The sequence below is a fragment of the Streptomyces sp. NPDC058239 genome, from assembly GCF_042882185.1.
Classification (GTDB): domain Bacteria; phylum Actinomycetota; class Actinomycetes; order Streptomycetales; family Streptomycetaceae; genus Streptomyces.
The window spans coordinates 1-23,051 of the sequence record NZ_JBHVWS010000026.1 but is presented as its reverse complement, the minus strand read 5'-3'; the positions used below and the strand labels follow the sequence as shown (position 1 = coordinate 23,051).

Below are 23,051 nucleotides of genomic sequence, written 5' to 3'. Positions count from 1 at the left end.
GCCCACATGCTCCACGTCCGCCTACCGCGCGCAAAGGAGGTGCGGGCCCCCTGAAGGGAGCCCGCACCTCCTTTGCATTGCCGTCCGACCGCTGGTCAGCTCTCGGTGTCGGCCGAGACGGAAGGCTGCGCCGACTGCTCCGCGGCAACCGTCTTCTTCGCCGCCGCCTTCTTGGCCGTCGTCTTCTTCGCGGCGGTCTTCTTGGCAGCCGTCTTCTTGGTGGCTGCCTTCTTGGCGGTGGCCTTCTTCGCGGTCTTGCGCGCCGTCTTCTTCGCCGGGGCCTCCGCTTCCGCGGCTTCGGCGGTCTCGGCGTCGGGCTTCGGCTCGATGGAACCGGTCACCACGACGACCTCTGCCGCGTCCGCACCAACGGGCGAGCCCGCGGGGGCGGTGACCTTACGGGTCACCCGGCGACGGGCACGCGGCGGGGCGGCCTCGGGGGCCACCTCTTCGGGTGCGGCCTCGGGCTGCGGGGCCTCGACGACCGGGGCCGTCACCGATACCAGTTCCTCGACCTGCTCGGCCGGGGCCGGAGAGCCCGCCGGAGCGGTCGCCTTCCGGGTCGCCCGACGGCGCGTACGGCCCTGAGGGGCCTCGGCGACCACCGGGGTCTCGGCGACCGGCTCGGGCTCCACGACCACGACCGGCTCCGGCTCGACCACCGGAGCGGGTACTGCTGCGGCCTTCGGGGCGCCGGCCGGGGCCGTTGCCTTACGGGTCGCGCGGCGTCGGCCACGGCCTCGCGAGGCGGCTGCCTCGGCCTCGGCCGGGCTGCTGTACAGCTCCTCGTCCGGGACGAACTCCGGCTCGGGCAGCGCCACCGGGGCGGCCACCTCCGCAGCCACCTCGGCCTCGGTCTCGATCTCGGTCTCGACCTCGATCTCCGCCGCGTGCTCGTGGTCCACGCCGCCCCGGCCGCGCTTCTTGGAACGCTTGCCGTTACCGCCGCCACCGACCGAGGTCGGCTGTTCCATGTGCACGATCACGCCGCGCCCGTTGCAGTGGACACAGGTCTCGGAGAAGGACTCCAGCAGGCCCTGGCCCACCCGCTTACGGGTCATCTGGACCAGGCCCAACGAGGTGACCTCGGCGACCTGGTGCTTCGTACGGTCGCGTCCCAGGCACTCCAGCAGGCGCCGCAGCACCAGATCCCGGTTGGACTCCAGCACCATGTCGATGAAGTCGACGACGACGATGCCACCGAGGTCGCGCAGCCGCAGCTGGCGCACGATCTCCTCGGCCGCCTCCAGGTTGTTCTTGGTGACGGTCTCTTCGAGGTTGCCGCCCTGACCGGTGAACTTGCCGGTGTTGACGTCGACGACGACCATCGCCTCGGTCTTGTCGATCACCAGCGAGCCGCCGCTCGGCAGATAGACCTTCCGGTCCAGCGCCTTCATGAGCTGCTCGTCGATCCGGTACGTCGCGAAGATGTCGACCTCGGAGGTCCACCGCGACAGGCGGTCCGTCAGGTCCGGCGCCACCTGCGAGACGTAACCGTGGATGGTCTCCCACGCGTCGTCGCCGCTGACGATGACCTTGGAGAAGTCCTCGTTGAAGATGTCGCGGACGACCCGGACGGTCATGTCCGGCTCGCCGTAGAGCAGCGTCGGCGCGTTGGAACTGCCGCTGCTCTTCGACTTCTTCTGGATGTCCTCCCACTGCTGCTGCAGCCGTTCGACATCGCGGCGCAGCTCGTCCTCGCTCGCTCCCTCCGCCGCGGTACGGACGATGACGCCCGCGTCCTCGGGAACGATCTTCTTGAGGATGGTCTTCAGCCGGGCCCGCTCGGTGTCGGGCAGCTTGCGGCTGATGCCGGTCATCGAGCCCTCGGGCACATAGACCAGGTAGCGGCCGGGCAGCGAGACCTGGCTGGTCAGGCGGGCACCCTTGTGGCCGATCGGGTCCTTGGTCACCTGGACGAGGACGGACTGACCGGACTTGAGCGCGGTCTCGATACGGCGCGGCCCGTGGGCCATGCCGAGCGCCTCGAAGTTCACCTCACCGGCGTACAGCACGGCGTTGCGGCCCTTGCCGATGTCGACGAAGGCGGCCTCCATGGACGGCAGTACGTTCTGCACCTTGCCCAGGTAGACATTGCCGACGTAGCTGGTGGCCTGCTCCTTGTTGACGTAGTGCTCGACGAGCACGTTGTCCTCGAGGACGCCGATCTGGGTGCGCTCGCCGTTCTGGCGGACGACCATCACACGCTCGACAGCCTCGCGGCGCGCCAGGAACTCGGCCTCGGTGATGATCGGGACGCGACGGCGACCCTGCTCACGGCCCTCGCGGCGACGCTGCTTCTTCGCCTCCATACGGGTCGAGCCCTTGATGGACTGGACCTCGTCGAAGCCGGTGCCGGGCTCCCGCTCTTCCTTCTTGCGGGGCTCGCGGACCTTGACGACCGTACGCTCCGGGTCGTCCGTGCCGTTGTCGGCGTCGGACGGGACGTCACCGCTGCGACGGCGACGACGACGGCGACGACGGCTGCTGCTGGATCCGGCGGAGGACGCCTCGTGGTCCTCGTCCTCCTCAGCCTCTTCGGACTCCTGAGCGCGCTCCTGGTCCTCCTCTGCGTGCTCGGCGGCGGCCTCTTCGCCGAGGTGCTCCGCGGCCTCGTCACCTTCGAAGGTCTCGCCACGACGGCGGCGACGCCCTCCGCGACGGCGACGGCGCGAAGGCCGGTCCCCGTACTCGTCCGTCTCCTCGCCCTCGTGCTCGGCCTCGACCTCGACCTCGCCCTCCGGCTCGGGCTCCTCCTCGGCGTGCTCCTCCACCTCAACAGCGGCGGCCGGTTCGGGCTCGGCGGCCTCACCGCGACGGCGGCGACGGCGGCGCGAACCGGCCTGCGGCGCGGCCTCGGCGGCCGGGGCCTCGGTGGTGGCGGTCGGCTCCTCGACCGTCTCGGTCTCTTCCTCGACCTCTTCGTGACGCGAAGCGGCAGCGGCGGCGGCCGCGGTCTCCGGGGTCTGGAACATCGGCTCGGCGAAGACCGGCGCCTGGAACACGGCCACGGCGGGGCGCGTCGCGCGACGGCTCTTGCGTACGGGCTCCTCGACCTTGCCGGTGAACTCGGGCCGGCCCGCGGCGGCGGTGGCCCGGCGGCGCTGACGGCCGCGCGGTGCGGCGTCCTCGGCCTCGGCGGGCTCGGCGACCTCGGCGGGCTCGGCGACCGGCTCCTCGACGGCGGCCTCGGGCAGGCTCTCGCCGGCCTCGGCCGGGGCCTCGGTGGCCTTCGGCGCACCCGCCGGAGCGGTCGCCTTGCGCACGGCACGACGGCGTCCGCGCGGGGCCTCGACGGCCTCGGTGACGGCTTCTTCCGCCACTGCTTCCGCGGGTGCGGCGGCCTCTGCCGGGGCCTCGGTGGGCTGCGGCGCACCGGCCGGAGCCGAGGCCCTGCGCCGGGTGCGGCCGCGCGGCGCGGCAGCCTCGGGCTCTGCGGCGGTCTCGGGCTCGGCACTCGCCACGGGCGTTGCTTCCTCGACGATCTCGACGGCCTCGGCGGCCTGCGGCGCACCTGCCGGGGCAGTCGCCTTGCGCACCGCGCGACGACGCTTCGGCGCAGGCGGCGCCTCCACGACCTCGGGCTCGGGCTCGGCCACGGGCTCGGCAGCGGTCTCGGCGACCTCTGCGGTCTGCGGTGCACCCGCCGGGGCAGTCGCCTTGCGGACGGCACGACGGCGGGTACGTGCAGGCGGCGCCTGCACGGCCTCGGCCTCGGCCACGGGCTCGGGCTCGGCGCTCGCGGCGGGCTCCACGACCTCGACGGCCTCGGCGGCCTGCGGCGCACCCGCCGGAGCGGTCGCCTTGCGCACGGCACGACGACGGGTACGCGCGGGCGGCGCGGCTTCTGTCGCCGGAGCGCTCTCGGCGTCGGTGGTGGTGTCGGACACTGCGGCGTCATCGGCCGGTATGGCCGGAGCGGCGGCATCCTGTGCGTCCGCCACCGGCGGGCCGGCCGGGCGGGACGCGGCACGGCGCCTGCGGCGCGGGGGCAGCTTGTCTCCGGGTGCGTTGTTCTCTTCGACGTTCCCGGTCGTGCCGGGTTCGTTGGACTGGGGCATGCGGGCGGTTCTCCCGTCAGGTTCCCGGGCGCCGCGTCTGATTCCGGTCCGGCGCGGCCCGCGTGATGTACGCGAGACCGCCGTCCGGGGCGCGGGCGCCGCACGGGAACTCAATGTCTGGCTCGCCGGTTCCGTAAGCGATGTGCGTACGGCCTGGCGAAAGTCTTATGGGTCATCGCGCGGCCCGACCCAGGTGGCTCCCGAGTCTGAGGACTGCGCTGCAACGACCGCCTTACGCGGAACCTGCACCTTCCGGCGCCGTCGCGACGGCGGTCCCGGTGGCCATGGGTGGAGCGGCCGGGGCTGCCTCGCGGTCGGGCGCGAGCGGGTCGGTCACCGTGCCGGACTCCTCGTCGAAGAGCCCCTGCGCCAGCCTGGTCACCGCTGCGGGGACCGGCGGCGCCAGGTCGGCCACAACGCGGAGACCGGACAGGACGTCGTCAGGTCGCACGGCAGGTGTCACGTGCCGAACAACCAGCCGCAGTATCGCACAGGGCTTGTCCTCGGGCCTATCAGGCTGTGGATCAAGGGCCTGCAGGTCGACCACGGCGGCGCGGGCGTCGAAGGTCCGCATGCCGTTCTTCGCCCGGCGCTGGACCTCGACGGTCTCGGCCCCGTTGAAAGCGGCCACGGCCTCGACGGCCTCCTCGGTGGAGACACCGTCGAGACGCAGCTCCCAGATGGAGGCGGTCAGCCGGTCGGCGAGACCCGAGGTGCGGGCCTCCACGGCGTCGGTGATGTCGAGACCGTCCGGGAGCGAGGCGTTGAGCAGCTCGCGCAGGACGGCCGGATCCCGGGCCTCGGTGAGGGCGATCTCCAGGAACTCGGCCTCACTGCCCGTGCCGGTGGGGGCGGCATTGGCGTACGACACCTTCGGGTGCGGGGTGAAGCCCGCCGAGTAGGCCATGGGCACCTCGGAGCGGCGCAGTGCCCGCTCGAAGGCACGCTGGAAGTCACGGTGGCTGGTGAACCGGAGGCGGCCGCGCTTCGTGTAGCGCAGTCGGATGCGCTGCACTGCCGGTGCGGGCGGCGGGCCTTCGGGCTGTCGCTTGCCCAGTGGTTCTTCTCCTCGGTGCGGGGCGGATGCGGTGGCACGCCGCCCTCGAAATGCGGGTGGCCCGGGGTGTCCGGTCCGGCTCACCCCCGCTCGGCGTTTTTCTCTCCGAGCGAGGAGATCTCTGGTTCGGGCGCCGCGCTGGGCACAGTCGTTGCACTACCCAGAGTACGCGCAAGGGGGCTCCCCAGTTCCCGGGGCTCGGGCACCCTCGGCCCGCCGACAAGTGCGCGCCATGCGTCACGGCGTGCCTGGGCCACGGTCTCGCGCGCCGTGCGCAGCGCCGCCCGGGCCGTGCGTCCCGCCTCGACGGCGGCCCGCTTGGCGGGGGCCCAGACGGCATCCCGCACGAAATGCCCCACCGGTGTGCACACCGTGCGACAGACCCAGGTCACCGGTGCCCCGATCAGGTGCCACGCCAGCCAGGCGATGGCCCGGCCGACGGCCCGCGAGATGTACCCCGCGATGCGCCAGGCGACGCCGAAGGCGGCGGCGATCTCCCGGCCGACCGGGGCGAGGACCCGCCGGTACAGCAGGCCGAGCGGTGCCACGAGCAGTGTCAGAACCAGCCACACCACCGCTGCCCACAGACCGCTCCCGACGGCCGCGATCCCGCGCGCCAGCAGTTCGAGCAGCCAGGTGATGCCATGGCCGAGCGGGGTGAGCAGCTCCCGGTACGCCCAGGCCAGCGGCCGTACGATCAGATGCTCCGCCAGCCAGGCGGCGGCGAGCGCGAGGGGCACCAGGACGTACCGCCACAGGCCGACCACCGGCCAGACGAACAGGGCGGTGAGTACCCAGCCGACCGCGGATGCGATCCCCCGCCCGGCAGGGGCGAGCAGCTCCCGGTGCACCCAGCGCAGCCCGTGCCCGATCGGGGTGAGCACCGCCTCGTACAGCCACACCACCGGCATCACGAGCCCGTACCGCACCGCCGGCACCAGCACATACCGCCAGAGCGCGACCCACGGCCAGACGAAGACCGCCGCGGCCAGCCACAGCAGCGCATGTCCCAGCGGGGTGAGCACCGCTTCGTACAGCCACACCGCAGGGGTCACCACCAGCGTCGCGAGCAGCCAGGACAGGGCCCGGCCCAGGGGGCGCAGCAGGATGCGGTCGGCGGCGCGGGCTCCCGCCACCAGTGCGTCCCAGATCATGCGTACGGGCAGGACGATCACCAGCACCACGATCCGTACCGGAATCCTGATCAGGGTGGTCAGACAGCCCTCGCCGGCTTCGTAGTGCGCGGGGGCCTGGTGCTTGCCGTAGTCCATGCCGTACATGACGCGAAGGCCCGAGCCGGGGTTTCCCGGACCGGGCCTTCGTCACCGAGCCGTCACCCGGAAGGGGTTCGGCCTACTTCACGACCGACAGCGGCAGAAGCTTCTTGCCGGTCGGGCCGATCTGGATACTGGTGTCCATCTGCGGGCAGACGCCGCAGTCGAAGCACGGGGTCCAGCGGCAGTCCTCGACCTCGGTCTCGTCGAGCGAGTCCTGCCAGTCCTCCCAGAGCCAGTCCTTGTCGAGACCGGAGTCCAGGTGGTCCCAGGGCAGGACCTCCTCGTAGGTCCGCTCACGGGTGGTGTACCAGTCGACGTCCACGCCGTGGTCGGGCAGCGTCTTCTCGGCGGCGGTCATCCAGCGGTCGTAGCTGAAGTGCTCGCGCCAGCCGTCGAAGCGGCCGCCGGACTCGTAGACCGCGCGGATGACGGAGCCGATACGGCGGTCACCGCGCGAGAGCAGGCCCTCGACGATGCCGGGCTTGCCGTCGTGGTAGCGGAAGCCGATGGAGCGGCCGTACTTCTTGTCGCCGCGGATCTTGTCGCGGAGCTTGGTCAGCCGGGCGTCGGTCTCCTCGGCGCTGAGCTGTGGGGCCCACTGGAACGGCGTGTGCGGCTTGGGCACGAAGCCACCGATGGAGACGGTGCAGCGGATGTCGTTCTGGCCGGAGACCTCGCGGCCCTTGGCGATCACATTGACCGCCATGTCACCGATCTGGAGGACGTCCTCGTCGGTCTCGGTGGGCAGACCGCACATGAAGTACAGCTTCACCTGGCGCCAGCCGTTGCCGTACGCGGTGGCGACGGTACGGATGAGGTCCTCTTCCGAGACCATCTTGTTGATGACCTTGCGCATGCGCTCGGAGCCGCCCTCGGGGGCGAAGGTGAGTCCGGAGCGACGGCCGTTACGGGTCAGCTCGTTGGCCAGATCCACGTTGAACGCGTCGACGCGGGTGGAGGGCAGCGAGAGGCCGATCTTGTCCTCGGTGTACCGGTCGGCGAGTCCCTTGGCGATCTCGCCGATCTCGGTGTGGTCCGCGGAGGAGAGCGAGAGCAGGCCGACCTCTTCGAAGCCGGTCGCCTTGAGGCCCTTCTCGACCATTTCGCCGATGCCGGTGATGCTTCGCTCCCGCACGGGGCGCGTGATCATGCCGGCCTGGCAGAAACGGCAGCCGCGGGTGCAGCCGCGGAAGATCTCGACGGACATCCGCTCGTGGACGGTCTCGGCGAGGGGAACGAGGGGCTGCTTCGGGTACGGCCACTCGTCGAGGTCCATCACGGTGTGCTTGGACACCCGCCACGGCACGCCCGACTTGTTGGGCACGACACGGCCGATGCGCCCGTCCGGGAGGTACTCGACGTCGTAGAAGCCCGGGACGTAGACGCCACCGGTCTTCGCGAGACGGAACAGCACCTCTTCGCGACCGCCGGGGCGGCCCTCGGCCTTCCAGGCACGGATGATCTCGGTGATCTCCAGGACGGCCTGCTCGCCGTCGCCGATGACCGCGCAGTCGATGAACTCCGCGATCGGCTCGGGGTTGAACGCGGCGTGGCCGCCGGCCAGCACGATCGGGTCGTCGACGGTGCGGTCCTTGGCGTCCAGCGGGATGCCCGCGAGATCCAGGGCGGTGAGCATGTTGGTGTAGCCGAGCTCGGTGGAGAAGCTCAGCCCGAAGACGTCGAACGCCTTGACCGGGCGGTGGCTGTCCACGGTGAACTGCGGGACCTTGTGCTCGCGCATCAGCTCTTCGAGGTCCGGCCACACGCTGTAGGTGCGCTCGGCGAGGACACCCTGGCGCTCGTTGAGCACCTCGTAGAGGATCATGACGCCCTGGTTGGGGAGTCCGACCTCGTATGCGTCCGGGTACATCAGCGCCCAGCGGACCTCGCACTCGTCCCACGGCTTGACGGTGGAGTTCAGCTCACCGCCGACGTACTGGATGGGCTTCTGCACATGCGGGAGCAGAGCTTCGAGCTGTGGGAAGACCGAATCGACAGACATCGCGAACTTTCGAGAGCCGGCAAGGGTGACCATCAAGCGTAACCCGATGCTCAGCCTTCCAGCGCCGCCCGCACGCGCGGCCGCGACGCCCGCTCCCACACCTGCGGCAGTTCCCGCTCCCGGCCGGCGGCGGCCGCCTCCTCCCGTCCGTACAGCAGTCCCCAGGTGAATGCCGGCTCCCCCGCCGCGTGCGCCTGGACGGCCAGGGTGCGCAGGGCGTCGCGGGCCACCACACTGTCCTGGTGGTCGCCGAGGAGGGTCTGCACGGCCTTCATCCGTTTGGCGATCCGCTCGGCCGGCTTCCCGAGCGCGGGCCGGGCCGCCTCCGCCGCGTAACGGGCGCGCTTGGCGGCCTTGCGGGCGTCGTGCATGGCGAGGTCCCGGTCGTGGCCTGGCCGGAGCTCCAGGGCGTGACCGACGCGGGTCGCGAGGCGCTCGTACTCCTTCAATACGGCGCGGGGCAGCGCCTGCTCGGGGGTGTGGGACGCGGCGGGCAGCAGCGGCGGGCCGGCGAGCAGTGCGTCGAGGCTCTCCAGTAGTGCCAGGTACCGCTTACCGTCGAGTACGGCGACGGTCCGGTGACGTGAGCCGCCCCGGCGGGCCACCGACCAGATCCGCAGCCGGCTGCGCACGGGGCCGAGGATCAGGGTGCGGGGCAGGCCGGCGAGGCCGGAGCGCAGACGGGCGTCGAGAACCTCCTGGTCGCGGTCGATACCCAGCTCGGCGGCCAGCCACTTCAGCTCGTCGCCGACCGGGTCGGTGACGCTCCGGTCGAGAATCTTCCGGTACGTCCGCAGCGCGCTGCGCAGTCTGCGGGTGGCGACCCGCATCTGGTGCACGGAGTCGGGGAGGTCGCGTCGTACGGCGGGGTCGAGGGCGACGATCGCCTCGGTCTGGTGGCGGATGTACGCGAGGACGTGGTCGCCCGCGGTGGGTTGCCCGGCCTTCCCGCGCGCGCCCTTGTCCCGCTTCCGCTTCCGCTCCGGCGCGGTCTCGGCGAGCGCCCTGGCCAGTTTGGACGGCGATGCGGACGGATGGACACCGGCCTTGCGCAGTCGGCGTTCGACGGCGTCGAGGAAGGCGGGGTCGCCGTCGTCGGCGAGTTCGACCTCGATCTCGGTCCAGGCGGCCGTGCCGCTGCCGCCCGTCAGCCGTTCGGCCCGCACCGTGTCGATGCTGACCTCGGCGAGCAGCGCGCCCTCGGAATCGAGCAGGTGGTGGACGTCACGGACGGTGCGCAGCCGTACGACGGGGACCAGTTCGCTCATCCGGACCCGGGAGCGGAGCAGACCGGCGAGGGAGCGCGGCAGGGTGTCGGAGAGCGGTTCCTGGAGCTCGTCCCGGATACCGGAGGCGACCGGGAATTTGAGGTGCCAGCCGGCGTCGCTCCCGCCGGTGCGACGGCGCAGGGTGAGGGAGCCGGCCACGAGCCGGAGGTCCTCGGTGTCGTAGTAGACGGCGTCCAGTTCGCTGACGCCCCGGTGAACGACGGCCGAGACCCCGGCCACCCGGCTCAGGTCGGGGAGCCGGGTTTCCGCGGTGGCTTCGTACTTCCGCTCGATCTCACGCTTCGAGTCCGCCATGACCCGAATCTAGACGTGTTGCACGCGGATGGGCAGTGCTCCCGTACCGGCTCAGGCACTTATCGGTCGCTGCACCCTGATCGACTGGAGCAGTCCGACGGCCACCCAGACCGCGAACATCGAGGACCCTCCGTACGAGACGAACGGCAGCGGAAGCCCTGCGACCGGCATGATGCCGAGCGTCATCCCGATGTTCTCGAACGCCTGGAAGGCGAACCAGGCGATGATTCCGGCGGCGACGATCGTGCCGTACAGCTCGGTCGTCTCGCGGGCGATCCGGCAGGCGCGCCACAGGACGACGCCGAGCAGGACGAGGATCAGCCCGGCGCCGAGGAAGCCGAGCTCCTCGCCCGCGACGGTGAAGACGAAGTCGGTCTGCTGCTCGGGAACGAACTGGCCGGTGGTCTGGGTGCCCTGGAAGAGGCCGGTTCCGGTGAGGCCGCCGGAGCCGATCGCGATGCGCGCCTGGTTGGTGTTGTAGCCGACGCCCGCCGGGTCGAGCGCCGGGTTGGCGAAGGCGGCGAAGCGGGCGATCTGGTATTCGTCGAGCAGGCCGAGCTGCCAGATGGCGACGGCGCCGACCGTGCCCGCGCCGAGGAGGCCGAAGACCCAGCGGTTCGAAGCGCCGGAGCCGAGGAGCACACCGAGCACGATGACGGCCATGACCATCACGGAACCGAGGTCCGGCATCCCCATGACCACGGCCATCGGAACGGCCGCGAGGCCGAGGGCCTTGGCGACGGTCCGGTGGTCGGGGTGGAGCTGGTCGCCCGCGTCGACGCGCTCGGCGAGCAGCATCGCCATGATCAGGATGATGGTGATCTTGGTGAACTCGGACGGCTGGAGCGAGAAGCCGCCGCCGATGATGATCCAGGCGTGCGCGCCGTTGACGGTGGCGCCGAGCGGGGTGAGGACCGCCAGTACGAGGAGCACCGAGAGGCCGTAGAGGATCGGGACGGCTCCGCGCAGGGTGCGGTGGCCGAGCCAGATCGTGCCGACCATCAGGGCGAAGCCGATTCCGGTGTTGAGGGCGTGCCGGAGGAGGAAGTAGTACGGGTCGCCATGCGTGAGCGAGTCACGGCCCCGGGTCGCCGAGTAGACCAGCAGCGAGCCGATGAAGGAGAGCGCGATCGCGGACCCGAGCAGCGGCCAGTCGAGTTTGCGTACGAGGGAGTCGCGGGCGATGAGTTTGCCCCAGGCGGAGCGCTCGGGGGCGTACCGCGAGACGGAGAAGCCGGCCATCAGTCGCGCCTCCCGAGCACTGCCGCGAGGGTCTGCTCCTCCGGGGTCTTCTGCGAGTTCGGGTCGTACGGCTTGATCTCCGGGGAGTCGATCGAGCCGTCGTGCTGGATCTTCGGCAGGGACTTCTGCGGGGTGGGCAACAGCGCCTTCTTGAGGTCCTGCTTGCCGGAGTCGTCGAGTCCGTAGAGCGCGTCGTAGATGTTGCGCACTGCGGGCCCGGAGGCGCCGGAGCCCGTACCACCCTGGGAGATCGTCATGACGATCGAATAGTCCTTGGTGTACGTGGCGAACCACGAGGTCGTCTGCTTGCCGTAGACCTCGGCCGTACCCGTCTTGGCGTGCATCGGGATCTTGTCCTGCGGCCAGCCGCCGAATCGCCAGGCGGCGGTACCGCGGGTGGCGACGCCCGCCAGCGCCCCCTCCATCTGCTTCAGGGTCTTGGCGCTGGCCGGCAGCTTGCCGTGCGCACGGGGCCCGATCATGCTGACGTGCTTGCCGTCGGGGCTGACGATCGCCTTGCCGACGGTCGGGTCGTAGAGCGTGCCGCCGTTGCTGATCGCGGCGTAGATGGTCGCCATCTGGATCGGGGTGACGAGGGTGTCGCCCTGGCCGATGGAGTAGTTGATCGAGTCATAGGCGTGCAGCTTCATGCCCTCGAGGCAGTTCTCGTGGGCGAGCACGGTGTTGAAGTCCTTCTTCTTGGGCCACTTCTTGGCCTGTTCGCACCAGGTGTCCTTGTTGGCCTTCCAGAAGTCCTTCTTCCACTGGCGGTCGGGGACGCGGCCGGTGACCTCGTTGGGGAGGTCGATGCCGGTCTCCTTACCGAGGCCGAACTGGTGGGCGGTCTTGAAGAACCAGTCCTTGGCGTTCTTCTTCGGCTTCATCCCGCCGTCCTTCTGCCACTGCTGGTAGCCGAGGGCGTAGAAGACGGTGTCGCAGGAGACCTCAAGTGCCTGGCCCAGGGAGATCGGGCCGTGGCTCTGCGATTCGAAGTTCTGGTAGGTGTGACCCTCGGCGGTGTACGAGCTGCCGCAGTTGTAGTGGCCGTCGAACGGGTAGCCCGCCTGGACGGAGGCCGCGGTCGAGACGACCTTGAAGATCGAGCCCGGTGCGGCCTGACCCTGGATGCCGCGGTTGAGCAGCGGGTAGTTGGACTTCTTGCTGGTCATCCGGGCGTAGTCCTTGCCCGAGATGCCGCCGACCCAGGCGTTGGGGTCGTAGTCGGGCAGGGAGGCCATCGCGACGACCCGGCCGGTCTTGGCCTCCATGACGACGACAGCGCCGGAGTCGGCCTTGTAGTTCTCGCCGGTGTTCTTGTCGAACTGGGTGCGGGCGACCTTCATCGCGTCGTTCAGCTCGTACTCCGCGACGGCCTGGACCCGGGCGTCGATGGAAGTGACGACGCTCGATCCGGGCTCGGCCTCGTCGTCCTTCGCCTGGCCGATGACCCGGCCGAGGTTGTCCACCTCGTAGCGGGTGACGCCGGCCTTGCCGCGCAGCTCCTTGTCGTAGGTGCGCTCCAGGCCGGAGCGGCCGACCTGGTCGGAGCGGAGGTACGGCGAGTCGGTGTCCTGGGCCTTGGTGATCTCTTCGTCGGTGACGGGCGAGAGGTAGCCGAGGACCTGCGCAGTGTTGGCCTTGCCGGGTGCGGCGTAGCGGCGTACGGCGGTGGGTTCGGCGGTAATGCCGGGGAAGTCCTCGGCGCGCTCGCGGATCTCGAGGGCCTGCTGGGTGGTGGCCTCGTCGGTCACCGGGATCGGCTGATAAGGCGAACCGTTCCAGCAGGGCTGCGGCGTCTTCGCGTCGCAGAGCCGGATCTTGTCGAAGACGTCCTTCGGCTTCATGCCGAGCACATCGGCGAGCCGGGTCAGAACGCCCTTGCCGTCGTCCGCCATCTTCAGCAGCTCGGTGCGGCTGGCAGAGACAACCAGGCGGGTCTCGTTGTCGGCGAGGGGCACGCCGCGCGCATCGAGGATGGAGCCGCGTACGGCGGGCTGGACGACCTGCTGGACGTGGTTGTTCCTCGCCTCGTCGCTGTACTCCTGGCCGTTGCGGATCTGGAGGTACCAGAGGCGCCCGCCGAGGGTGAGCAGCAGGGAGAAGACGAGGACCTGGATGACGACGAGACGGATCTGGACCCGCTGGGTCCGGCCGGTCTCGGGGATATTGCTCACGGGGCGCCCCCGGTGGTGGTCGGGCCGGAGATACGGGGGGTGTCCCCGCTGTGGTGCGGCCTCACAGTCGCTTGACTCCCTTGATCCGTCCGGCGCGTGCCGCTCGGTTGCGGGCGACCTTGACGCGCAGTCCGCCGCGCTGGCTGCCGATCCGCAGTCCGGTGCCGGAGGCCAGCCAGCCCGCGGCGACGTCGCCGCCGGAGGAGTCGGCGAGCGGATCGTTCACCGTGCGTCTGGCGATCGCCATGATCAGGGGAACGACGAACGGCGCGAGGAGCAGGTCGTAGACGGCGGCGGTGAACAGCAGGCTGCCGAGGCCCACATGACGGGCCGCCGTGTCCCCGACGAGCGCGCCGACGAGCGCGTACAGCAGCGTCGAGCCGATCGCCGCGGCGACTACCGCGACCATCGGCACGAAGGCCGACTTGAGCTGCCCGTTCTCCGGCTTGGCCAGTCCGGCGAAGTAGCCGATGACGCAGAGGACAAGTGCGTAGCGTCCGGCCGCGTGGTCGGCGGGGGGTGCCAGGTCGGCGAGGAGTCCCGCGCCGAAGCCGATGAGGGCGCCGCTGACATGCCCGTACACGAAGGCGAGCGCGAGAACGACAAGGAGCAGCAGGTCGGGCACGGCGCCGGGAAGCTGGAGGCGGGCGAGTACGGAGACCTGGACGACGAGGGCGACCACGACCAGGACGATGGAGAGCAGAGTCCGGTTCAAGCGCATGGGGATCAGCTCTACCTCTGCTCGTTTACCGCGTTGCCGGCGCTCGGTGTGGTATTCGGACTGCCGCTCGGGTCCGGGCTCTCGTTGACGTTCCCGACGACATTGCCGTTGGTGTCGACGATGTCGCCGTTGGGCGAGATCGTGACGGTGACGGTCGGGGTGGGCTTGGGCTTGGCGGGCTTGGCGGGCGCCTTCGGGAGCACCATGTCGCGGGGGTCCTCGCGCGGGGCCTGGACGACGATGCCGACGATGTCGAGCTTGGTGAACCCGACGTACGGGCGGACATAGACGGTACGGGTCAGGCCGCCGCCGGACGGGTCGACGCGGACGACCTCGCCGACCGGGACGCCGGGCACGAACGGCTTGTTCCTGCTGGAGCCGAAGGTGACAAGACGGTCGCCCTTCTTCACCTTGGCCTTGCCGTTGAGGAACTGGACGGACAGCGGCTGGGAACCCTGGCCGGTGGCGAAGCCCAGTTCGTCGGTCTTCTCCATACGGGTGCCGACGGTGAAGTCGGGGTCGTTGGCCAGGAGCACCGTGGCGGTGTCCGGGCCGACGGTGGTGATCCGGCCGACGAGTCCGTCGCCGTTGATGACGGTCATGTCGCGCTTGATGCCGTCGTTGGAGCCGGCGTCGATCGTGACCGTCCAGGAGAAGCCCTGGGCCGCTCCTATGGCGATGACCTCGGCGGCCTTGATGCCGTACTGTCCGGCGGCCGACTTCTTCAGCATCCGGTCCAGCTCGCGGACCCGGTTGCGGTTCTGGTCGTCGCTGCCGAGCTTCGTCTTGAGTGCGGCGTTCTGCTGCTCCAGCTCGGCGATCCGGTTGTGCCGTGCGCCGGAGTCGCGTACCGCCCCTATGGCGTTGCCCACCGGGTCGACGGCTGCCGCGACGCCGTTCTCAACCGGCCCGAAGGCCGTGGCGGCGGCCCGCCGGGCGCCGTCCACCGGTGACTCCTCGCCGCCGCGGATGTCCACCGTGATCAATGCGAATGCGATGGCGATCAGCAGCACCAGGAGCAGCCGGCTCTCTCGTGTGTCCCTCACGTGCGGCGGCCGTGCCTTCCTCGTCGGAATGTTCGTGCCTGTATATCAACGATCGGCCGTACGGAGCGGCAGTGCTCCGCACAGCAGACCGATGTGTTGTTCAACTGCGGGCCGGGCTGTGCCTGCTACCTGCGGGGCTGGGCGTCCAGCACCTGCTGGAGCGCCTCGAACTCCTCGACGCACTTGCCGGACCCGAGCGCCACCGAGTCCAGCGGGTCCTCGGCGATGTGGATCGGCATGCCGGTCTCGCGCCGCAGCCGCTCGTCCAGTCCGCGCAGCAGCGCGCCGCCACCGGTGAGGACGATGCCGCGGTCCATGACGTCGCCGGAAAGCTCCGGCGGGCACTTGTCGAGCGTGGTCTTCACCGCGTCGACGATCGCGTTGACCGGCTCCTCGATGGCCTTGCGGACCTCGGCGGCCGAGACGACCACGGTCTTGGGCAGCCCGGAGACCAGGTCGCGGCCGCGGATCTCGGTGTGCTCGTCCTTGTCCATGTCGTACGCCGAACCGATCGTGATCTTGATCTGTTCGGCGGTGCGCTCACCGAGGAGGAGCGAGTACTCCTTCTTGATGTGCTGGATGATCGCGTTGTCCAGCTCGTCGCCGGCGACCCGGATCGACTGGGCAGTGACGATTCCGCCGAGCGAGATGACCGCGACCTCGGTGGTGCCGCCGCCGATGTCGACCACCATGTTGCCGGTGGCCTCGTGGACCGGCAGCCCTGAGCCGATGGCCGCCGCCATGGGCTCCTCGATGATGTGCACCTGGCGCGCGCCGGCCTGCGTCGATGCCTCGATGACGGCGCGTCGCTCGACCCCGGTGATGCCGGAGGGCACGCAGACGACGACCCGCGGGCGGGCCAGGTAGCGGCGCTTGTGGATCTTCAGGATGAAGTAGCGGAGCATCCGCTCGGTGATCTCGAAGTCGGCGATCACGCCGTCCTTCAGGGGGCGTACGGCAACGATGTTGCCCGGTGTACGCCCGATCATCTTCTTGGCCTCGGAGCCGACCGCCAGGATGCCGCCGGTGTTGGTGTTGATGGCCACGACGGACGGCTCGTTCAGAACGATGCCGCGCCCCCTGACGTACACCAGCGTGTTGGCAGTCCCGAGGTCGATAGCCATGTCACGGCCGATGAACGACATTGAGTTCCCCTTGTTCCCCATGAGGATGCGTCGGGCCTTCCAAGAAAGCGATGATGGCTTGTTCTGGTCGGCGAGGTGAGCGCTGCGGGCGTGGAAGATTCCATCGTAGTGCCGCGTGCACGGACACCGCGCGAGGGTCCTTCGCCTTTGTGGGCGGAACGGGTGGCCGTTCCACTCATGGTGACGTTACGTCGGAGTGATGCGTTCCCGCGATCCGGGACCCTATGCCGAAGGGCGACCGAATTAATTCGGTCGCCCCAGGTCATGAGCGCTGAACGGCTGATCCGAAGTCAGGAAAGTCCCGGGAAGAAGAGCTTCAGTTCTCGCTCTGCGGACTCCTCGGAGTCCGAGGCGTGGATGAGGTTCTCCCGCGTGATCGTGCCGAAGTCACCACGGATGGAGCCGGGCGCGGCTGCGATCGGGTCGGTGGGGCCGGCCAGCGTACGGATGCCCTCGATGACCCGCTCGCCCTCGGCGACCAGCGCCACGATCGGGCCGGACTGCATGAACTCGACGAGCGGCTCGTAGAACGGGCGGCCGACGTGCTCGGCGTAGTGCTGCTCCAGCGTGGCGCGGTCGAGGGTGCGCAGCTCCAGCGCTGTGATCCGCCAGCCGGCCTTGCGCTCGATCCGCCCGACGATCTCGCCGACGAGTCCGCGCCGGACGGCGTCGGGCTTGAGGAGGACGAGGGTGCGCTGGGTCATGGTGTGCGGCTCCTTGCAGGCATGCGGGTGCGGTGAAGCGAGGCTACAGGGGTGCGGCGACGGGCCTGCGGCCGGGTTTGGCCACGGGGTGGCGGATCAGCCACCGGCCGGGGCCTCGGCCGCCTCCTGCGCGGCCGCCCAACGGGCCTTCGCCTCGTCGATCTTGCGGCCGTAGTGCACCGAGGCCCACCACAGGCCGCCGAAGACCAGGCCGAGGATGAACATCATCGGGACGACGAAACCGCTCAGTACCAGGGCGATCTGCAGCGCCCAGCCGAGCTGTATCCCGCCGGGGCGAGTGATCATCCCGCAGAGCAGCACGGACAGCAGCATGCCGATGCCGCAGACCGTCCAGACCGTGGTGTTCGTCAGGTCGTCGGACTTCATCGCGACGAGTCCGGCGAAGCCGATCACGAAGAACTCGCCGATCAGCGTCGATGCACAGAGCGTACGCACGGGTCAGTGCCTTCCCAGGAGCAGTCGGGCCTCGCCGACCGTGATCACGGAACCGGTCACCAGGACGCCGGCGCCCGCATACTCGTCCTCCTCCTCGGCGAGGGTGATCGCCGCCTCCAGCGCGTCGTCCAGGCGCGGTTCGACCTGGACGCGGTCGTTGCCGAAGACCTCGACCGCGACGGCGGCCAGTTCGTCGGCGTCCATCGCGCGGCCGCTGGAGTTCTGGGTGATGACGACCTCGGCGAAGATCGGCTCGAAGGCTTCGAGCAGCCCCTTGACGTCCTTGTCGCCGCTGGCGCCGACCACACCGATCAGCCGGGAGAAGCCGAACGCCTCGGAGAGCCCGTCGGCGGTGGCGCGGGCGCCCGCCGGGTTGTGGGCCGCGTCCAGGACGACGGTCGGGCTGCTGCGGACCACTTCGAGGCGGCCCGGCGAGATCACCGAGGAGAAGGCCCGGCGGATCGTGTCGATGTCGAGTGCGCCGGGCTGCTCGGCGCCGATCCCGAAGAACGCCTCCACTGCGGCGAGCGCCACCGCCGCGTTGTGCGCCTGATGTGCGCCGTACAGCGGGAGGAAGATCTCTGTGTACTCGCCGCCGAGACCGCGCAGCGTCAGCAGCTGTCCGCCGACGGCGATCTCGCGGGAGACGACACCGAACTCCATGCCCTCACGGGCGACCGTGGCATCGACCTCTACGGCCTTCTTCAGCATGGCCTGCGCGGCGTCCACCGGCTGCTGCGCCAGGATGACCGTGGCGCCCTGCTTGATGATCCCGGCCTTCTCACCGGCGATCTCGGCGTGCGTGGTGCCCAGCCGGTCGGTGTGGTCGAGCGAGATGGGAGTGACGACGGCGACCGAGGAGTCGATGACGTTCGTCGCGTCCCAGCTGCCGCCCATGCCGACCTCCACGACGGCGACATCGACCGGCGCGTCGGCGAAGGCCGCGTACGCCATGCCCGTCAGCACCTCGAAGAAGGAGAGCCGGTACGGCTGCTGGGCGTCGACCATCTCCACGTACGGCTTGATGTCCTGGTACGCCTCGATGAACCGCTCGGGGTCCATCGGGGAGCCGTCCAGGCTGATCCGCTCGGTGATCGACTGGACGTGCGGCGAGGTGTAGCGGCCGGTGCGCAGGTCGAAGGCGCCGAGCAGCGCCTCGATCATGCGGGCCGTGCTCGTCTTGCCGTTGGTCCCGGTGATGTGGATCGAGGGGTACGCGCGCTGGGGCTCGCCGAGCACATCCATCAGCGCGGCGATGCGCGCGACGGAAGGCTCCAGCTTGGTCTCGCCCCAGCGTCCGGCGAGCTCCTGCTCCACCGCGCGAAGCGCCTTGTCCACCTCGGGGTCGGCGGGGCGGACGGGGACGTCCTGCCCCTGCGGCGGTCCCGAGCGGGTGCGCAGGGTACGGCTCCCGGCCTCGATCACCGCCAGGTCGGGGTCGCGCTGGGTCGCTTCGTCGACGATCTCCGCGAAGGTCTCGTCGGGATCGGAGGCGTCGTGCCGGTCGGAAGGGCGGGGCTCACTCACGGGGCCAGTCTACGGATGGACACGGACATCGCGCGCAGCACCCGGTGGCGCGGGAGTCCTGACCGCGCGACGGCGAAGCCCCCGCACCCCCGGCAGCGGGAGTACGGGGGCTTCGCCCTCAGCGGGTGATCAGCCCTGCGGCAGGTTCGCCAGCTGGTTGGTGATCCGCTCGATGTCCGCCTCGGCCTTGGCGAGCCGGCCACGGATCTTGTCGACCACGTTGTCCGGGGCCTTGCCGAGGAACGCCTCGTTGTTGAGCTTGCCGTTGGCCTGGGCCTTCTCCTTCTCGGCGGCGCCCAGGTCCTTCGTCAGGCGCTTGCGTTCGGCCTCGACGTCGATCGTGCCGGACAGGTCGAGGGCGACGGTGGCCCCCGCGACCGGCAGCGACGCGGTGGCGTGGAAGCCGTCGCCGGCGGGCTGCAGGCGCAGCAGCTGGCGGATGGCCGCCTCGTGCGGGGCGAGCGCCGTGCCGGTCAGGGTGAGCTCGGCCGGGACCTTCTGGCCGGGCTGCAGGCCCTGGTCGGAGCGGAACCTGCGGACCTCGGTGACGACCTGCTGGACGAGCTCGATCTCCTTCTCGGCCGAGTCGTCGCGGAAACCGGAGTCGGTCGGCCAGTCGGCGATGACGACGGACTCGCGGCCGGTGAGCGCGGTCCAGAGCGTCTCCGTGACGAACGGGACGACCGGGTGCAGCAGCCGCAGCATCACGTCGAGGACCTCGCCGAGGACCCGGCCCGAGACCTCGGCCTGCTTGCCGCCCGCGAAGAACGTGGTCTTGGACAGCTCGACGTACCAGTCGAAGACCTCGTCCCAGGCGAAGTGCCGGAGCGCCTCGCTGAGCTTGGAGAACTGGAAGTCGTCGTAGTACGCGTCGACTTCGGCGACGGTCTTGTTGAGCCGCGACAGGATCCAGCGGTCGGTCACGGACATCTCGTCGGCGGACGGCAGTTCGCCCTCGATCGTGGCGCCGTTCATCAGGGCGAAGCGGGTGGCGTTCCAGATCTTGTTGGCGAACTTGGCGGAACCCTGGACCCACTCCTCACCGATCGGGACGTCGGTGCCCGGGTTGGCACCGCGCGCCAAGGTGAAGCGCAGCGCGTCGGAGCCGTACTTGTCCATCCAGTCCAGCGGGTTGACGACGTTTCCGAACGACTTCGACATCTTCTTGCCGAACTCGTCACGGACCATGCCGTGCAGAACGATGGTCTCGAAGGGCGGCGTGCCGTCGTTGACGTACAGACCGAACATCATCATCCGGGCGACCCAGAAGAAGAGGATGTCGTAGCCGGTGACGAGGACGGAGTTCGGGTAGAACTTCGCGAGGCTGTCGGTCTGCTGCGGCCAGCCGAGCGTGGAGAACGGCCACAGGCCGGAGGAGAACCAGGTGTCCAGGACATCACTGTCCTGCGTCCAGCCCTCGCCCGTGGGGACCTCGTCGTCCGGTCCGACGCAGACGACCTCGCCGTTCGGGCCGTACCAGACGGGGATGCGGTGGCCCCACCAGAGCTGGCGCGAGATCGTCCAGTCGTGGAGGTTGTCGACCCAGTCGAAGTACCGCTTCTCCATCTCCTGCGGGTGGATCTTGACGCTGCCGTCACGGACGGCGTCACCGGCCGCCTTGGCGAGCGGGGCGACCTTGACCCACCACTGGAGGGACAGGCGCGGCTCGATGGTGGTCTTGCAGCGCGAGCAGTGGCCGACGGAGTGGAGGTACGGACGCTTCTCGGCGACGATCCGGCCCTCGGCGCGCAGCGCGCCGACGATGGCGGACCGGGCTTCCAGGCGGTCGAGTCCCTCGAACGGTCCGGGGACGGTGATGACCGCGCGCTCGTCCATGACCGTGAGGAACGGCAGGTCGTGGCGCTTGCCGATCTCGAAGTCGTTCGGGTCGTGGGCGGGCGTGACCTTCACGGCGCCGGTGCCGAACTCCGGGTCGACGTGGTGGTCGGCGACGACGGGGATCGTGCGGTCGGTCAGCGGCAGCTTGATCTGCCTGCCGACCAGGTGCTTGTAGCGCTCGTCGTCGGGGTGGACGGCGACAGCGGTGTCACCGAGCATCGTCTCGGCGCGGGTCGTGGCGACGACGATGGTGTCGTCGCCCTCCCCGTACGTCATGGAGACGAGCTCGCCGTCGTCGTCCTGGTACTCGACCTCGATGTCCGAGATCGCGGTCAGACAGCGCGGGCACCAGTTGATGATGCGCTCGGCGCGGTAGATCAGCCCGTCGTCGTACATCTTCTTGAAGACGGTCTGGACGGCGGTGGACAGGCCCTCGTCCATGGTGAAGCGCTCACGGGACCATGCGACGCCCTCACCGAGCCGGCGCATCTGGCCGGAGATCTGGCCACCGGACTCGTTCTTCCACTTCCAGACGCGCTCGACGAACGCCTCGCGGCCCAGGTCGTGGCGGGACTTGCCTTCCTTGCCGAGCTCACGCTCGACGACGTTCTGGGTGGCGATGCCGGCGTGGTCCATTCCGGGCTGGTACAGCGCCTCGAAGCCCTGCATGCGCTTGCGGCGGACGAGGGCGTCGATCAGCGTGTGCTCGAAGGCGTGCCCCAGGTGCAGGCTGCCCGTGACGTTCGGCGGCGGGATGACGATGGAGTACGGAGGCTTCTCGCTGTGCTCGTCCGCTTCGAAGTAACCACGTTCTACCCAGCGCTCATACAGCTTCCCCTCTACCTCGGCCGGTGCGTACTGGGTCGGCAGTTCGGGGTTGCTGGCTGGCGTCTGCTGAGTGTTCTCGGTCACGGGGGACAGTTTAGGGCCGTCACAGTCGTGCGCTGAAACCGGTTTGTTCAGTAACGGTGTGACTCCCGATGCTCCATGCCGGCAGACCTTCCGCCAGGATGTTCGGAACGCATAAGCATTCCGATGAGCATTTCCGAACAGGGGACACCGCAGATGAGCTACAACCAGCCGGGCCCGTACGGCGGGCAGCCTCCGCAGGGCCAGCCCGGACCGTACGGTGGCCAGCCGCCGCAGGGTCAGCCCGGCCCGTACGGCCAGCAGCCGGGCCCGTACGGCGGCCAGCAGCCGCAGGGCCAGCCCGGTTACGGGTACCCCCAGCAGGCCCCCCAGGGTGTCCCGCCGCAGCAGCAGCCCCAGCCGGGCTACGGCTACCCGCAGGCCCAGCAGCCGGGTCCGTACGGCCAGCAGCCGCCCACGCCCCCTTACGGTGGCCAGCAGGCATACGGCGGCCAGCCCCCGTTCCCCCCGGCCCAGCCGAAGAAGAAGACCGGCCTGATCATCGGCGGCGTGGTCGTGGCACTGGCGGTCATCGCGGGCGGGGTGTACTTCCTGACGTCGGGCGGGGGCGGCGACACGCTCAGCGACGACGGGCCGCACAAGCTGACCACGCCCGCGAAGGTGCTGGGCGAGTACAGCCGCTTCGGCGATGACAACTCGGGCGTGAAGCAGGACGACAAGGCCACGAAGGAACTGACGGCCAGCGGCATCGAGAACGGCAAGACCGTCACCGGGATCTACTCGACCGCGGACCTCAGCAACTACGACCCCAGCGACCCGAGCACCATGCCCGACATCTCCACGGCGAAGGGCATCACTTATCTCGGCGCGTACGGCAAGGTCAAGGACCCGGCCAAGGCGCTCGACAAATTCTTCGCCACACTGAAGAAGAGCGCGTCCGAGAACTCGAAGAACGACACCGAGCTGCTCGGCGAGCCGGAGGAGGTGTCCCCCTCCGGCTTCGAGAACGGCATCATGAAGTGCCAGGCCGCCAAGGCCAAGGACGCCAAGACCGGCAAGGAGAAGACCGACTGGTTCTGCGCCTGGTCGGACTTCAGCACCATGGCCATGGTGTCCCCCGGCGACGTCACCAAGAACGTGGACAAGGACACCGCGGTCAAGATCACGACGGATCTCCGCAACGAGATCCGAGTCGAGGCCAAGTAGCAAGCACGGAACGGCAAAAGGGGCGCCCGGCCGGTCCAACCGGCCGGGCGCCCCGTGGGTTCACGTAGCGCTACGCGGCCGTCTCGGGCCGCCCGTCGTCGCCCTTCCCGCTCGGCCGCGGCGCGCGCGGGACCAGGGTCG

The 23,051-nt window shown here is 69.9% G+C and carries 15 protein-coding genes; 1 reads left to right on the top strand and 14 read right to left on the bottom strand.

Features of this window, described 5'->3' with window-relative positions:
- Positions 1–95: 95 nt before the first annotated feature.
- From ACFVYE_RS25670 to ACFVYE_RS25605, 14 genes are all read right to left on the bottom strand, one after another.
- The gene (locus ACFVYE_RS25670; RefSeq protein WP_389607459.1) at positions 96–4,061 is read right to left on the bottom strand and encodes an Rne/Rng family ribonuclease; all 3,966 of its coding nucleotides are present in this window, start codon (positions 4,059–4,061) and stop codon (positions 96–98) included.
- Positions 4,062–4,293: 232 nt separating this feature from the next.
- Entirely contained in the window at positions 4,294–5,076 is a 783-nt protein-coding gene (locus ACFVYE_RS25665; RefSeq protein WP_383970377.1) for a TIGR03936 family radical SAM-associated protein, read from the bottom strand.
- Positions 5,077–5,198: 122 nt separating this feature from the next.
- Complete coding sequence (locus ACFVYE_RS25660; RefSeq protein WP_383970380.1) at positions 5,199–6,389, bottom strand: hypothetical protein; 1,191 nt, start codon at positions 6,387–6,389, stop codon at positions 5,199–5,201.
- A gap of 82 nt (positions 6,390–6,471) precedes the next feature.
- Positions 6,472–8,397 (bottom strand): TIGR03960 family B12-binding radical SAM protein, encoded by a 1,926-nt coding sequence (locus ACFVYE_RS25655; RefSeq protein ID WP_383970383.1) that lies wholly within the window; start codon positions 8,395–8,397, stop codon positions 6,472–6,474.
- A gap of 50 nt (positions 8,398–8,447) precedes the next feature.
- Positions 8,448–9,980 carry a CHAD domain-containing protein gene (locus tag ACFVYE_RS25650; RefSeq protein ID WP_389607458.1) on the bottom strand — a complete coding sequence of 511 codons (1,533 nt, stop codon included), beginning with the start codon at positions 9,978–9,980 and terminating at the stop codon, positions 8,448–8,450.
- A gap of 51 nt (positions 9,981–10,031) precedes the next feature.
- Complete coding sequence (rodA, locus tag ACFVYE_RS25645) at positions 10,032–11,222, bottom strand: rod shape-determining protein RodA (RefSeq protein ID WP_383970389.1); 1,191 nt, start codon at positions 11,220–11,222, stop codon at positions 10,032–10,034.
- Positions 11,222–13,396, bottom strand: coding sequence for a penicillin-binding protein 2 (mrdA, locus tag ACFVYE_RS25640; RefSeq protein ID WP_383970392.1), 2,175 nt, complete (start codon positions 13,394–13,396; stop codon positions 11,222–11,224). The genes rodA and mrdA overlap by 1 nt, the downstream gene beginning before the upstream one ends.
- 61 nt (positions 13,397–13,457) lie before the next feature.
- Positions 13,458–14,117: a rod shape-determining protein MreD gene (gene mreD, locus ACFVYE_RS25635; protein ID WP_389607457.1), complete on the bottom strand. Its 660-nt coding sequence runs from the start codon at positions 14,115–14,117 to the stop codon at positions 13,458–13,460.
- 11 nt (positions 14,118–14,128) lie between these two features.
- Positions 14,129–15,163, bottom strand: a complete 1,035-nt coding sequence (gene mreC, locus ACFVYE_RS25630) for a rod shape-determining protein MreC (RefSeq protein WP_383970398.1) — start codon at positions 15,161–15,163, stop codon at positions 14,129–14,131.
- 125 nt (positions 15,164–15,288) lie between these two features.
- Positions 15,289–16,308, bottom strand: coding sequence for a rod shape-determining protein (locus ACFVYE_RS25625; RefSeq protein WP_037698738.1), 1,020 nt, complete (start codon positions 16,306–16,308; stop codon positions 15,289–15,291).
- A 290-nt stretch (positions 16,309–16,598) separates the two neighbouring features.
- The gene (gene ndk, locus ACFVYE_RS25620) at positions 16,599–17,012 is read right to left on the bottom strand and encodes a nucleoside-diphosphate kinase (RefSeq protein WP_093898216.1); all 414 of its coding nucleotides are present in this window, start codon (positions 17,010–17,012) and stop codon (positions 16,599–16,601) included.
- A 96-nt stretch (positions 17,013–17,108) separates the two neighbouring features.
- Positions 17,109–17,468 carry a DUF4233 domain-containing protein gene (locus ACFVYE_RS25615; RefSeq protein ID WP_093898217.1) on the bottom strand — a complete coding sequence of 120 codons (360 nt, stop codon included), beginning with the start codon at positions 17,466–17,468 and terminating at the stop codon, positions 17,109–17,111.
- Positions 17,469–17,471: 3 nt separating this feature from the next.
- Entirely contained in the window at positions 17,472–18,995 is a 1,524-nt protein-coding gene (locus tag ACFVYE_RS25610) for a bifunctional folylpolyglutamate synthase/dihydrofolate synthase (protein WP_389607456.1), read from the bottom strand.
- 129 nt (positions 18,996–19,124) lie between these two features.
- Positions 19,125–21,746 (bottom strand): valine--tRNA ligase, encoded by a 2,622-nt coding sequence (locus tag ACFVYE_RS25605; RefSeq protein ID WP_383970405.1) that lies wholly within the window; start codon positions 21,744–21,746, stop codon positions 19,125–19,127.
- Between the two features lie 153 nt (positions 21,747–21,899).
- Between ACFVYE_RS25605 and ACFVYE_RS25600 the strand changes: the two genes are divergently transcribed.
- A complete protein-coding gene (locus ACFVYE_RS25600) occupies positions 21,900–22,910 on the top strand; it encodes a hypothetical protein (protein WP_383970408.1) in 1,011 nt (336 codons plus the stop codon).
- Positions 22,911–23,051 lie beyond the last annotated feature (141 nt).

What these genes read in the sequence shown, in the direction of transcription:
- ACFVYE_RS25670 (WP_389607459.1), bottom strand. Translation starts at nt 4,061, where the DNA reads ATGCCCCAGTCCAACGAACCCGGCACGACCGGGAACGTCGAAGAGAAC.
- ACFVYE_RS25660 (WP_383970380.1), bottom strand. Translation starts at nt 6,389, where the DNA reads ATGGACTACGGCAAGCACCAGGCCCCCGCGCACTACGAAGCCGGCGAG.
- ACFVYE_RS25655 (WP_383970383.1), bottom strand. Translation starts at nt 8,397, where the DNA reads ATGTCTGTCGATTCGGTCTTCCCACAGCTCGAAGCTCTGCTCCCGCAT.
- ACFVYE_RS25650 (WP_389607458.1), bottom strand. Translation starts at nt 9,980, where the DNA reads ATGGCGGACTCGAAGCGTGAGATCGAGCGGAAGTACGAAGCCACCGCG.
- rodA (WP_383970389.1), bottom strand. Translation starts at nt 11,222, where the DNA reads ATGGCCGGCTTCTCCGTCTCGCGGTACGCCCCCGAGCGCTCCGCCTGG.
- mreD (WP_389607457.1), bottom strand. Translation starts at nt 14,117, where the DNA reads ATGCGCTTGAACCGGACTCTGCTCTCCATCGTCCTGGTCGTGGTCGCC.
- ACFVYE_RS25625 (WP_037698738.1), bottom strand. Translation starts at nt 16,308, where the DNA reads ATGTCGTTCATCGGCCGTGACATGGCTATCGACCTCGGGACTGCCAAC.
- ndk (WP_093898216.1), bottom strand. Translation starts at nt 17,012, where the DNA reads ATGACCCAGCGCACCCTCGTCCTCCTCAAGCCCGACGCCGTCCGGCGC.
- ACFVYE_RS25600 (WP_383970408.1), top strand. Translation starts at nt 21,900, where the DNA reads ATGAGCTACAACCAGCCGGGCCCGTACGGCGGGCAGCCTCCGCAGGGC.